Annotated in this window: 11 protein-coding genes and 2 tRNA genes; 8 read left to right on the top strand and 5 right to left on the bottom strand. The window is 68.3% G+C overall.

Annotated elements, in window-relative coordinates; translation table 11 throughout:
* Positions 1-25: 25 nt before the first annotated feature.
* Positions 26-1,039 carry a GGDEF domain-containing protein gene (locus GLP40_RS10925; protein ID WP_154787691.1) on the bottom strand — a complete coding sequence of 338 codons (1,014 nt, stop codon included), beginning with the start codon at positions 1,037-1,039 and terminating at the stop codon, positions 26-28.
* Between the two features lie 393 nt (positions 1,040-1,432).
* Between GLP40_RS10925 and GLP40_RS10930 the strand changes: the two genes are divergently transcribed.
* From GLP40_RS10930 to GLP40_RS10945, 4 genes are all read left to right on the top strand, one after another.
* Positions 1,433-1,503: transfer RNA gene (locus tag GLP40_RS10930), tRNA-Gly, on the top strand.
* A gap of 39 nt (positions 1,504-1,542) precedes the next feature.
* Positions 1,543-1,616 (top strand) — tRNA-Pro (locus GLP40_RS10935).
* A 680-nt stretch (positions 1,617-2,296) separates the two neighbouring features.
* Complete coding sequence (locus GLP40_RS10940) at positions 2,297-3,619, top strand: phosphatase PAP2 family protein (protein ID WP_154787825.1); 1,323 nt, start codon at positions 2,297-2,299, stop codon at positions 3,617-3,619.
* A gap of 62 nt (positions 3,620-3,681) precedes the next feature.
* Complete coding sequence (locus GLP40_RS10945; protein WP_196054611.1) at positions 3,682-4,995, top strand: glycosyltransferase family 87 protein; 1,314 nt, start codon at positions 3,682-3,684, stop codon at positions 4,993-4,995.
* On the opposite strand, the gene GLP40_RS10950 is transcribed toward GLP40_RS10945, so the two are convergent.
* The gene (locus tag GLP40_RS10950) at positions 4,983-5,795 is read right to left on the bottom strand and encodes an Fpg/Nei family DNA glycosylase (RefSeq protein WP_328289982.1); all 813 of its coding nucleotides are present in this window, start codon (positions 5,793-5,795) and stop codon (positions 4,983-4,985) included. The two genes, GLP40_RS10945 and GLP40_RS10950, sit on opposite strands and share 13 nt — an antisense overlap.
* 3 nt (positions 5,796-5,798) lie before the next feature.
* Positions 5,799-6,269 (bottom strand): ribose-5-phosphate isomerase, encoded by a 471-nt coding sequence (locus GLP40_RS10955; protein ID WP_154787693.1) that lies wholly within the window; start codon positions 6,267-6,269, stop codon positions 5,799-5,801.
* A gap of 234 nt (positions 6,270-6,503) precedes the next feature.
* Between GLP40_RS10955 and GLP40_RS10960 the strand changes: the two genes are divergently transcribed.
* Positions 6,504-7,517 (top strand): M48 family metallopeptidase, encoded by a 1,014-nt coding sequence (locus tag GLP40_RS10960; RefSeq protein WP_154787827.1) that lies wholly within the window; start codon positions 6,504-6,506, stop codon positions 7,515-7,517.
* A 78-nt stretch (positions 7,518-7,595) separates the two neighbouring features.
* Here the strand turns inward: GLP40_RS10960 and GLP40_RS10965 are convergent, their stop codons facing one another.
* Positions 7,596-8,240, bottom strand: coding sequence for a mycothiol-dependent nitroreductase Rv2466c family protein (locus GLP40_RS10965; protein ID WP_328289983.1), 645 nt, complete (start codon positions 8,238-8,240; stop codon positions 7,596-7,598).
* Between the two features lie 169 nt (positions 8,241-8,409).
* Here GLP40_RS10965 and GLP40_RS10970 point away from each other — a divergent pair, with 169 nt between their 5' ends.
* From GLP40_RS10970 to GLP40_RS10980, 3 genes are all read left to right on the top strand, one after another.
* The gene (locus tag GLP40_RS10970; RefSeq protein WP_154787695.1) at positions 8,410-9,606 is read left to right on the top strand and encodes an NAD(P)/FAD-dependent oxidoreductase; all 1,197 of its coding nucleotides are present in this window, start codon (positions 8,410-8,412) and stop codon (positions 9,604-9,606) included.
* Positions 9,607-9,710: 104 nt separating this feature from the next.
* Positions 9,711-10,112, top strand: coding sequence for a YciI family protein (locus GLP40_RS10975; protein WP_154787696.1), 402 nt, complete (start codon positions 9,711-9,713; stop codon positions 10,110-10,112).
* Positions 10,112-11,599, top strand: a complete 1,488-nt coding sequence (locus tag GLP40_RS10980) for an RNA polymerase sigma factor (RefSeq protein ID WP_154787697.1) — start codon at positions 10,112-10,114, stop codon at positions 11,597-11,599. The genes GLP40_RS10975 and GLP40_RS10980 overlap by 1 nt, the downstream gene beginning before the upstream one ends.
* A 207-nt stretch (positions 11,600-11,806) precedes the next feature.
* On the opposite strand, the gene GLP40_RS10985 is transcribed toward GLP40_RS10980, so the two are convergent.
* Positions 11,807-12,643: a phosphoribosylaminoimidazolesuccinocarboxamide synthase gene (locus GLP40_RS10985; protein WP_154787698.1), complete on the bottom strand. Its 837-nt coding sequence runs from the start codon at positions 12,641-12,643 to the stop codon at positions 11,807-11,809.
* Positions 12,644-12,661: the final 18 nt, after the last annotated feature.

Genomic DNA, 12,661 nt, shown 5'->3' on the forward strand with positions numbered 1-12,661 from the left:
GTGCGAGCCTCCCGAAACCCGAAGGCTATCCGGCCACTGCGGCAAAATGAGAGCTGCGGCGACCTGGATCAACCTCCTCTTCATCTAGCTCTGACACCGCGAACTGTCGTTTGCCCGCAGTTTTCGCCGAATACATGGCCCGGTCGGCGCTGCGCAGCAGATCCGAGAAGTCGCAGTCGCGGCCGGGTGGGCAGAAGGCGGTGCCGACGCTCGCCGACGCCGGAACCGGACCGGCGGCCGTGGGCACCGGCTCGCACAGCGCGGCCAGCACTCGCATGGCCAGCTCGCCCAGGGTATTGCGACGGGCGGGCAGCGCGACCACGAATTCGTCACCGCCGTAGCGCGCGATCACGGGCTCGGGCCCGCATGTCGAGCGCAGCCGCTGAGCAATGGTCACCAGCACCTCGTCGCCGACCGTATGGCCGTAGCCGTCATTGATCGCCTTGAAATCGTCGAGGTCGATGAGCAGCAGCCCGACTCCGCGCGCCGGATCGGTGGCCATCACTCGCACCCGCTCCTGCAGCAGCGAGCGGTTGGCCAGGTCGGTGAGGGCGTCATGGGTGGCCTCGTGCCGCAGCCGGGTCTGCAGCGCCGCGATCTCCTGCACCCGCACCGACACCGCCTCGGAGAGGCTGCGTTCCTGCTGGGCGAGGGCGCGCTGCTGCAGCGCCTCGGCATAGGCGTCGATGGCCTGGCTGGCGATGAACGACCAGCGGGTGGCGATCAGCGAACCGCGCACCCCCGGCGCGAGCCCGAGCAGCGCGCGACTGGCGGGAGCGAGCATGCGGGTGCGCTCGAACGGAGACTCGGCCAGGCTGCGTCCGATACGGCGAGCGGCCTCCACCGGAAACGGTTCGGACCCGGCCAATTCCAGCAGATCGTCGATGACCCGGCCGAAGATGCGCTCGAGTTCATCGGGGGGAACGCCGGGCTCCTGGCCCAGCGCGGCGCTGCTCGCGCCCGGGTGCATTGCCCGCACCCATTCCCGGATGGTCGCCGCGACGACAGCGGCGGTTCGGGTGTCCAGACGGATGGGCATGCGCGCTCACCCTGCGTACGTGATGCCAGGGCCGGCGGCCGCGCCGGTCATGCCCTTCGAATCGAACTCACTACCGCGCGGTCGGCCACACCAGTGGTGCATGCTCACCGCCCCCTTTCCAGATACCCCCGTCCGGACAAAAAGGATCCTAGCAAGCCACCCGACATCGAAAACCCATGATTAGAACAGGTTCTCGCTGTCTCGCGAATGGCGATCGGAAGTGTCATCGCAGCTGAAGCCCCGGTGTTACATCTGATTTCGGCATGTTCTCCACGACGCGCCGAACGACTCATCCGACCGGCCGCGACGTGCGGCGACACGACCTGATTGGCATTCCGGGAGTGAGGTTCGGTACAGTGCTCAACGCACGCGGCATCCATGGATGCGGGCACTGCGGGTGTAGTTCAATGGTAGAACCTCAGCCTTCCAAGCTGATGGTGCGGGTTCGATTCCCGTCACCCGCTCTTACCCGTTCAGCGGGGAGCGTCGAGTCCGACGCGCAACGGGGTGTAGCGCAGCTTGGTAGCGCATCCGCTTTGGGAGCGGAGGGTCGCAGGTTCAAATCCTGTCACCCCGACTCGTGAACCCGCAGGTTGGCGAGTGTTCTCGCTCTCCAACCTGCGGGGTCGGGTCTGATTGTCGAGGCGGTCCAACAGTTTTCGACCGACATGTCCTGTCAGCGCTCTCGCACTCTCACGCCAATGGCGGGTGTCTGCTGCCGATGACGCGACACTGCGGCTCGGAGCACATCCGAGCTCGGCCGTGCCCAATGTATGGCAAATCCCTTGGCCACGAGGACTGTTTGGTGCCCATGATGACTGGCAGTCGGCTCGACCGTCGCCGCTTCGACCGGTCCGGTCAGCGCAACGGCTGTGCGCCGCAGGGTTATCCGATCCTCAGCCGCGAGCCGGTCTCCGGTAGGTGGCGGCGGACCGCCCGCCTCGGCGTCCGTCGGCCCCGGGTGGCAGTGCCCGTGTCGGTCAGCACGATCGCGATGCCGCCGGGCATCCACTCGCGGCGGATGAGCCCGTGCCTCTACATCCGCGTCAGCTGGTGCGAAATGGCCTTCTTATTCAGCTGATCGGCCCGGTGAGCGCTCGCTGACGCAGGTGGCTCCCACCAAGATCCGCCGAGCCCGGACAGGAATCCACGGCGTTGTCACCTGATCCGAACCACCCCGATATCGGATTCCGGTAACCGGATGTTGTGCCTCCGTTTGCACTGTGTTATCGATTAACAGTGCTGGTAGACCACAAGATGAACGTTTCCAGCTCGGTATCGACCGGTAGCTGGACCCGTTCTCGGCTCATCCCGGCCGCCGGGCTGGGCGTGGCGGTGGTGTTGCTGATGGTCGCGCAGGTGTGGGCCTCGGCGCACGGGGTGATGGGCCCGCTGCGCAGCCTGCTGGACGACTACTTCGCGAATCCGCAGTCAGCGGCCGTGTCCTGGGCCGGACTGGGGTTGGCGTGCATCGGCGTGCCCTCCCGGGTCCGGGTCGTCAGCCTGGTTGCCGCGGCGGTGCTGGACCTGCTGACCCTGGCGCTGCAGGCCGCGTGCGGATGGCACGTCTCGATCGGCACCGGGCCGACGCTGGCCTTGACGGCCTTGACCCTCGTGGTCGTGCGCTGGGAGGGCGAACGCAGGCGGACCGCGGTGCAGGCCATCGCCTTCGGCGTCCTGCTGATCATGGCCTCCAAACTCGCCGACACCTGGCTGATGGTCAGCATCGTCACCGGGCCCCGGGTGCTGGACCAGTACGTTCAGCTCGCCGACCGGGCATTGGGCGAACCGGCGTGGCTGGTCGGACGCGCGCTCGACGCGCTGGGTCCGCTGCCCTCGCACGTGTTGCACGTGGTCTACATCCAGCTGCCGGTGGCGGCGGTCGTCGTCGCGGTGTGGCAGCTGCGCCGAGTGACGACCAGCTCATGGCCGCGGCATCACCTGGTGCGGACCTTCCTGGTGCTGGGCGTGATCGGCCCGCTCGGCTACGTGCTGTTCCCCGTGGTCGGCCCGGTCTTCGCCTACGGCCCGCTCGGCCACGGCCTGGAGATCGGTGACTGGCCGCAGGTCTGGAGCGCCCTGACCACCGACCCGCAGCCGATGCTGTTCGACTCCGAGACCGCCCGCAACTGCATGCCGTCCATGCACACCGCTTGGGCGACCGCGCTTTTCATCCACTCCCGCACCGCGCCGCGCTGGCTGCGCTGGGCGGGGACCTTCTGGCTGGTGTGCACGCTGCTCGCGACACTGGGCTTCGGCTACCACTACGGCAGCGATCTGGTGGCGGGCGCGGTGCTGTGCCTGACGGTGGAGTCGGCGCTGCGAGATCCCGAGCGCGGCTGGGACCTGCCCCGAGCCCGAATCGTGTCGCTCGGCGTGGCGGTGCTCGCCGGATTGTTGCTGTCCTATCGGTTCCTGGCCGCGACCATGGCGGAACATCCGATACCGGCAGGGATCGTCGTACTGGGCTCGCTGGCCGCCGTATCCTTGCTCTTCTACGCGACCTGGTTCGCGCGGCCGGGTAGCCGGTTGGCGCACTGGGGCGGCCGAACCCCAGCCGATGGATTTGCCCTCGATTAGCCACTCCCCCAATGCAATCCGGACAACTTGCGCGAAAGTCGAAAGGGTTAATGTCTCCCCTGATGATCACTACGCGGGCGGGGCAACGTAATTTGCTGCGCAATCTGAAGTCGGAGGGCCGCTCGGGCCCGCCCCGCATTCCGATCATGATCGGAATCCTGCTGACCGTGGCGATCACGGCGCTGTTCTCCGCCATGCACGGGTTCCTCGACCTGCAGGTCTATCGCGTCGACACCCGAGGCTGGCTGGAGCACGGCACCCTGTACGGCCCGACGCTGCCGGTCGCGGGCCACACCGACCTGCCCTTCACCTATCCGCCGTCGGCGGCGGTCATGATGATCCCGCTCGCCATCGTGCCGCTCTGGCTGGCCGAACTGATGGTGACGGCGAGCTCGCTGGCCTGCCTCGGCGTGACTATCTGGCTGGTGCTCTCCCGGGTCCGCCCGGACCTGGACCCGCGCGCGAAACTCACGCTGAGCGTGACCGCGGTCGTCCTCATGCTGGCCGTCGAACCCGTGCGCACCACCCTGTGGTTCGGGCAGATCAATCTCGTGCTGATGGCCGCGGTCGCCCTCGACTGCCTGACCGAGAAGCCCCGCTGGCCGCGCGGTGTCCTCATCGGCGTCGCCGCCGTCACCAAGCTGACTCCCGCCGCTTTCGTCCTCTACTTCCTCATCCGCCGCGACTGGAAGGCAGCGGGCACGGCGGCGGCCACCGCGGCGACGGTGATCGGCGCCGGATTCCTGGTCTTCCCAAGGGAATCCCGCGACTACTGGCTGCACGCCATCACCGACACCAACCGCATCGGCTCCCCCGATTACGTCGGCAACCAGTCCCTCAAGGGCCTGGTCTTCCGCCTCGGACTCTCGAATTCGGCCGCCACCGCCGTCTGGCTCGGCCTGGCCCTCGTCGTCGTCTGCGCCGGCGCGATCCTGATGCACCACCTGCTCCGAGTCGGACGTACGACCGCTCACCGCGATGGCGTCGCGGGAACGACACCGGTAACCATCCTGTCCGTCACGGCCCTGCTCGTGAACGCCGCAGTGCTGCTGCTGATCTCGCCGGTCTCCTGGACCCACCACTGGGTATGGGCCGCCCCCGCCCTGGTCACCGCCGCCACCTGGGCAACCGCCACTCCCCGCTTCGCCGCGGTCGCGGTGATCGCCGCCTTCGCCATCTTCTTCCTCATCGGCCCGGGCATCGTCCCCAACGGCCGCCACCAGGAACTCGCCTGGTCCTGGTGGCAACACATCCCCGGCGACATCTACATCCTGGCCACCGCCGCACTACTCGCCGTGGGCGTCGGGCAACTGCTCAGGATGCGTGCCCGCATCTCCCTCGACCCCACCCCGGTAACCGAGGGTCAGCGGGGCTGACAGGTGGGGCACCAGAAGAGGTTTCGAGCGTCGAGAACCGAGTGCAGGACAGTGGTGCCGCAGAGCCGGCAAGGGTCGCCCGCGCGGCGGTAGACATAGGTCCGCGGTTTGTCCTTGGCGTAAGCCGGTGCACCGTGGTCGTGCTCGGGACGGACCACGACGATCTTGCCGCGGCGCACGCCTACCTTCATGAGGTCGACCAGGTCGGACCAGATCCCCTGCCACTCTTCGTAGGAGAGCTGGGTGCCGGGGCGGTCGGGTGAGATGCCGTGGCGGAAGAGGACTTCCGCGCGGTAGACGTTGCCGACTCCGGCGAGGATCTTCTGGTCCATGAGCAGGGCGCCTATGGGGCGCTGGGAGCGGCGGATGCGGTCCCAGGCGCGGTCGGGATCGGCGTCGCGGCGCAGCGGGTCGGGTCCCAGTCGGGCCGTCAGCGCCGTCACCTCCGGTTCGAGCAGGATTTCGCACGCGGCGGGGCCACGCAGGTCGGTGCCCCGCAATTCGCCGGTGCGTCCGCCGCCGATCAGTCGCATGCGGACCTCGCCGACCGGATCGTCCATGGGCACAGCGGATTCGGTGAACTTGCCGTACAACCCCAGATGGATGTGCAGGGTGACGCCCGAATCATAATGGTGGAGCAGGTGTTTGCCCCAGGCCTCGGCGCGGGTCAGCACCCGGCCGTCGAGCAGCGCCGCACCCTCGGCGAATCGCCCCTGTGGGCTGGAAACTCGAACCTGACCGCCGGCGAAGCGCTGGTCGTGCAGCTTCGCCAGGCGGTGCAGCGTATGACCTTCCGGCACAGGTCAGTTCGGGAGAGCCGGGGGGACGCCGGTCTTCTCGTACTCGGCGAGGATGTCGATGCGGCGCTGGTGGCGCGCCTCGTCGGACCACGGGGTGGTCATGAAGGCGTCCACGATGGCGAGGGCTTCCTCGGTAGTGTGCATGCGGCCGCCGATGCCGAGCAGCTGGGCGTTGTTGTGCTGACGGGCGAGCTGGGCGGTCTCCACGCTCCAGCCGAGGGCGCAGCGGGCGCCGGGCACTTTGTTGGCGGCGATCTGCTCGCCATTGCCGGAGCCGCCGAACACGAAGCCCAGCGAACCCGGGTCGGCGACCACGCGGCGCGCGGCCTCGATGCAGAAGGCCGGGTAGTCGTCGAGGGCGTCGTATTCCAGCGCGCCGCAGTCGACGACCTCGTGACCCTGACCTTCCAGGTGAGCCTTGACGTGGTTCTTCAATTCGAAGCCGGCATGGTCGGCACCCAGGTATACGCGCATGGCTGCGATTCTGTCAGGAGGCCCGCGCCCGGTCCGCAGGGGGCTCTCGCCGGGAAGCCCGCTGCGTGAGCCACCCTGCGGCGTCGACGAACCCGGGACCCCCGCGAAACGTACTATCCAGGCATGACGTCCGACGACAGATCACAACCGCCGAACGCCTACGGGGGGCAAACCGCTGGCGGCCTACCGGGACAGTTCACCGGCAGCCGATCCGGATGGAACCCGGCCACCGGAATGTCCGGCTGGGACCCGCGGCTGGGCCCGCCGGGATGGGCTCCGCAGCAACCGTATTCGCCACCCCCGCCGCCGGTGGTGCAGCAGACCCGCGGCCTGTCGCCGTTCGGGATGCCGTCGCGGCACAGCTGGGAGATCCCGCTGCTGGTGATCGTGATCGTGGCCACCGTGCTGGCGTATCTGCTGGCGCTGCTGCTGTTGGTGTCCGGCTATGCCGGTCAGCTGGTGCTGGCGCTGGTGTTCGCGCCGCTGATCGTCTATTTGGGCCGCGGTATGAACTACGCGGCACAGCGGGTGAACGGCGTGAAGATGTCGCCGACGCAGTTCCCTGAGGGCTATCGCATGGTGCAGGAGGCGGCGGCCCGCTTCGGCATGCAGAAGGTGCCCGACGCGTATGTGGTGCTGGGCAACGGGCAGATCAATGCCTTCGCCTCCGGGCACGGCTTCCGCCGCTATGTGGTGGTGTACAGCGACCTGTTCGAAATCGGCGGCGCGGCACGCAATCCCGACGCGCTGGCCTTCATCATCGGCCACGAGGTCGGTCACATCGCGGCCGGGCACGTCTCGTACTGGCGGCAGGTGGGCATGTTCCTGGCGCCGTTCCTGCCGATCCTGGGCAGCTCGCTGATCCGCGCCCAGGAGTACACCGCCGACAATCACGGCTTCTGCAACCGGCCGCAGGGCGCGCCCCCGGCCATGCAGACACTGGCCGGCGGCAAGTATCTGAACAATCTGGTCGGCTTCGACGAGATGGCCGACCGGGCGGCCCAGGAGAAAGGCTTCTTCGTCTGGATCGCGAACGCCATGTCCAGCCATCCGGTGCTGACCTGGCGCATGTGGGCGCTGCGCGACCGCAGCCGCCACGGCAAGCTGTTCTGGCGGCCCGATGTCCCGCAGCGCCCGGTCGCTGTCCTGCCGTACGGCGGCTATCAGCAGCCGTTGCCCGCTGGCTACGGCGGGCCGCCACCCGGGTACGGCGACGCCCCGACCCATCACGAGTACCAGCCGCAATAGGTTCTCACGATCGCACGATCGGGCGGGGTCCCACCATGGCCCCCGCCCGATGGTCGTTCACGCCGAAAGCCCTGCGGCTCAGTCGAAGACGGGATCCTCGGTGCGAGTCCGCTTGAGCTCGAAGAAGTGTGGGTAGGAGGCCAGCGCGAGCACGCCGTCCCACAGCTTGCCCGCCTCCTCTCCGCGCGGAATGCGCGAGAGCACCGGCCCGAAGAAGGCGACGTCATTGATGTGGATGGTCGGCGTGCCGACATCCTGGCCGACCTTGTCCATGCCGGCGTGGTGCGAGGCGCGCAGGGCCTCGTCGTGGTCGGTGGAGGTGGCGGCTTCGGCGAGCTCGGCCGGCAGGCCCGCCTCGGCCAGCGACTCGGCGATGATCACCGCGAGCAGATCCGTGCGCGAACCGTCCTGCTCGTACTCGGCGCGACGGTTGTGCAGGCGGGTGCCCATGGCGGTGTAGAGCGGGGCCAGCACCTTGTCGCCGTGCTCCTGGGCGGCGGCGATGGCGACCCGGACCGGGCCCCAGCCACTGCGCAGCAGCTCCTCGTACTGCGGGGGCAGGCCCTCGCGGCCTTCGTTGAGCACCGACAGGCTCATGACATGGAAGTGCGCCTCGATATCGCGCACCTGCTCGACCTCGAGGATCCAGCGGGAGGTGATCCAGCACCACGGGCACAGCGGATCGAACCAGAAGTCGACCCGGTCCTTCTTGGCGTCGCTCACAAGGAAGTCCTTTCGCAGTCAATCGACGGCCGAGGGCAGGGCCGCACACGATGCGCAACAACCCGGATTGTTGCCGATATTTCCGCTCCGCCCGACTCTACCCGGGCTAGGGTCGGGATATCGGCCTCATCGACGGCGGTCCCGACCCTACTAGCAGCGAGGTTTCGGCATGACCACATCCAGGTTCGTCATCGCGGGCGGTGGGCTGGCCGCGGCCAAGCTCGCGGAAGCTTTGAGGGCCAACGATTTCGATGGCACCGTTACGCTCGTCAGCGCGGAGGAGCAGCTGCCCTATGAGCGGCCGCCGCTGTCCAAGGAGCATCTGCTGGGCAAGAAGGCGCTCAGCGATTTCACCGTGAATCCGGCGCAGTGGTATCTCGACCACCATATCGAGGTCATGCTCGGCACGACCGTCACCGGGCTGGACCGGAGCACCAAAACCATTGCGCTGCCGAATGCTACGACGCTGCCCTACGACAAGCTGGCGCTGGCCACCGGTTCGCGTCCGCGGCTGCTGCGTCTGCCCGGCGCCGACGCCGAGGGCGTGTACGTGCTGCGCACCATCGGGGAGTCCGATGCCCTGCTCGGGATGTTGGGCTCCGCACGGCGGCTGGCCATCATCGGCGCGGGGTGGATCGGGCTCGAGGTGACCGCGGCCGCGCGGGCCGCGGGCGTGGAAGTGACTGTGTTGGAGGCGGAATCGGTGCCGCTGCGGGCCGCACTCGGGGCCGAGATGGGCGAGGTGTTCGCCGATCTGCATCGCGCGCACGGAGTGGATCTGCGCCTCGGAGTGAAGGTCGGCGAGATCACCACCGCCGACGGCCGTGCCACCGGCGTGCGGCTCGACGACGGCACCCACATCGAGGCGGACGCGGTGCTGGTCGCGGTGGGTGCGCGGCCCAATATCGAGCTTGCCGCCGATGCCGGGCTGGCCGTGGAAGGCGGCGTGCTGGTGGACGAGAGCCTGGCCACCAGCGACCCGGACATCGTCGCGGTCGGCGATATCGCCGATCAGCAGCACCCTGTGCTGGGGCAGCGGATCCGGGTGGAGCACTGGGCGAATGCGCTCAACCAGCCAGCGGTGGCGGCGCTGACCATGCTCGGCAAGCCCGCCGTGTACGACCGGCTGCCGTATTTCTTTACCGACCAGTACGACCTCGGCATGGAGTACACCGGATATGTCGGGCCGAAGCAGCGGGCGCGCGTGGTGGTGCGCGGCGACCTCGGAAAACGCGAGTTCGTGGCGTACTGGCTGGACTCCGGGAACCGGGTGCTGGCCGGAATGAACGTGAACGTGTGGGATGTGACGGACAAGATCAAGCAGCTGATCCTCAGCGCTGAGGCTGTGGACCCCGACCAGCTATGACGACCGTCACATAATCCGGAGGGCGGGGTACGTCGCGTCGGCGTACCGGGCTCCGACCTGTGGACGAGAGCGCCCACCGGGGCGCGCCGACGAAGGAGCCGACCATGAAGTACATCCTGATCAAGACCTACTCCGCCGCCGCCTACTGCGACACCCCGATCAACGAGTGGGCGCCCGAGGAGATCCAGGCGCACATCGATTTCCAGCGCGCCCTCGGTGAGGAGCTGGCCAAATCCGGCGAACTCGTCGACGCCCAGGGCCTCGCCGACCCGAGCCAAGCGCGCACCGTCATGTCCGACGGCCGCTCCGCGCCGGTGATCACCGACGGCCCCTTCCCGGAGACCAAGGAGTTCCTGGCCGGTTACTGGATCATCGACGTCGACACTCCCGAGCGCGCGGTCGAGATCGCCGCCGAGGCGTCGGCCGCGCCCGGCCCGGGCGGCAAGCCGATCGGCGAGTACATCGAGGTCCGTCCGATCATGAGCGCCCCCGCCGCCGAGCTCTGATGCCGGATACCGCGATCGAGGACCTGCTGCGCGATCTCGCGCCGCAGGTCCTCGGCGTACTCATCCGCCGCTACGGCGATTTCGACGCCGCCGAGGACGCCCTCCAGGAGGCCATGCTCATGGCCGCCACCCATTGGCCCGTCGACGGCCTCCCCGACAATCCGCGCGGCTGGCTCATCTCTGTCGGCCAACGCCGCTTGATCGACGCCATCCGCGCCGACGCCGCGCGCCGCAACCGCGAGGCCGTCAACGCGATCCGCGATCCGGAGCGACTGTGCGCCGCCGCCCCGGATCCGGCCGATGCCGTCATCGCCGCCCTGACAGACGCGGACCTGCCGAGCCTTGCGAGCCCGCCCGATCGCCCGAACTCCGCGACCGGGGGGACGCGCTGCGCGACCGCGGGCAACTCCGGCCGCGCGGACTCGGTGCAGCCCAATCGGTCGGACGCGGGAGCGAGTCCGAGCGGATCGGATCACCCGAGACCCGCGGCCGCAACCACCGGGCGGTCGGGTCCGGCCGGGCTGGGCGGCACGGACCCGGACGCTGAGGAGCGGGATGACACGCTGACGTTGTTCTTCCTGTGCTGCCATCCGGCGCTGTCGCCCGCGAGTGCGATCGCGCTGACGCTTCGGGCGGTGGGCGGGCTGACCACCGAGGAGATCGCGCGAGCCTTTCTGGTGCCGGAAAAAACCATGGCGCAACGGATTACGCGGGCAAAGAAGCGACTGGCCGCCGAGGAGCGGCCGTTCACCATGCCCATGGAATCGCTCGGTCAACGGGGAGAATGGAATGATCGGCTCGACAGCGTGCTGCGGGTGCTCTATCTGATCTACACCGAGGGACACACCAGCGGTGGTGAGCGACTACACCGGGTTGATCTATCGAACGAGGCGATTCGCTTGGCGCGGGCACTGTATCGCGTCCTCCCGGATAACCCGGAGGTCACCGGTCTGCTGGCCTTGCTACTTCTCACCGACGCGCGGCGGGCGGCACGGACCGGGACCCGCGGCGAGCTGATCCCCCTCGCCGAACAGGATCGCGGGCTCTGGGATCGCGAATTGATCATCGAGGGTGTGCGGCTGGCGACCGCCTCGGTGCGCAGCGGCCTCATCGGCCCGTATCAGATCCAGGCCGCCATCGCCGCCCTGCATTCCCAGGCGCTGCGCCCCGAGGACACCGACTGGCCCCGAATCCTGTTGCTGTACAACGCCCTCGAACGCGAGTCCCCCAACCCCATGGTGACCCTCAATCGCGCGGTCGCCACCGCCATGGTGCACGGCCCCCAGGCCGGCCTCGACCTGACCGACACCCTCGACGAATCCCTGGCGGGCAACCACCGTCTCCCCGCAGTCCGCGGCCACCTGCACGAAATGGCCGGCGACTACGAGGAAGCCATCGCCCACTACACCGCCGCCGCCCAACTCACCACCAGCCTCCCCGAGCGGAACTACCTCATCCTCCGCGCCGCCCGCCTCCGCCGCGCCTGATCGGCACGCGGTCGAACGGGGTGACGGAGAGTGTGCGGGGATATCCTGTCTTGCTGCTTACGTGGTGACTTCCGAGGTGCGCCGGATAAGGAGATCGGGGCGGCTCGGTTGGCGGGTTCGGCGCGAAAGGCATGGCCGAGTTCGCCGAGCTGGAGCGGCCGGGCCATGAGTTCGTGCGCACTTCCTTGCCGCCGAAACGGTTCCGTGCTACACCCCAACTCCGTTCCAGGTGTTGCCGGTGATGAGCTCGTAGGCCTGGACGTACTTCTGCCGGGTCACCTCGACCACGTCGGCCGGAATCTCCGGGCCCGGGTACTCCTTGTTCCACCCGGTGGAGGTGGACCAGTCGCGCACGAACTGCTTGTCGAAGGACTTCTGCGGGCGGCCCGGCTCATAGTCGTCGGCGGGCCAGAAGCGGGATGAGTCCGAGGTGAGCAACTCGTCGCCGACGGTGAGAACATCACCGTACCAACCGATTTCGATCTTCGTGTCGGCGATGATGACCCCGCGCGCGGCGGCGTGCTCGGCGCCGCGCGCGTAGATCTCGAGGGTCAGGTCCCGCAGCTTCTCGGCGACCTCCTTGCCCTCCTGGTTCACCACGTCCTCGAAACTGATGGGTTCGTCGTGCCCGGCGTCGGCCTTGGTGGTGGGGGTGAAGATGGGTTCGGGCAGCTTGTCGCCGTCGCGCAGACCGGGCGGCAGCGGAATGCCGGAGACGGTGCCGGAGCGCTGGTATTCGGCCAGGCCGCCACCGGTCAGGTAGCCGCGCGCGATGCACTCCACCTTCACCATCTTCAGCGGCTTGACCCGCACCCCGCGGCCCGCGAACTCGGCGGGAACGTCGGTGGTGGACAGAATGTGGTTGGGCACATCGGAGAAGAACCCGAACCACCAGTTCGACAGCTGAGTGAGCAGCGCGCCCTTATCCGGGATCGGAGTCGGCAGCACCACGTCGTACACCGACACCCGGTCGGATGCGACCAGGATCAGCGAGTCGCCGTCCTCGTACAGGTCGCGCACCTTACCGGCGTGGATGTGCTTCAACGGTCCTCCTCGTGCTGA

The organism is Nocardia aurantiaca, from assembly GCF_009708175.1.
GTDB lineage: Bacteria > Actinomycetota > Actinomycetes > Mycobacteriales > Mycobacteriaceae > Nocardia > Nocardia aurantiaca.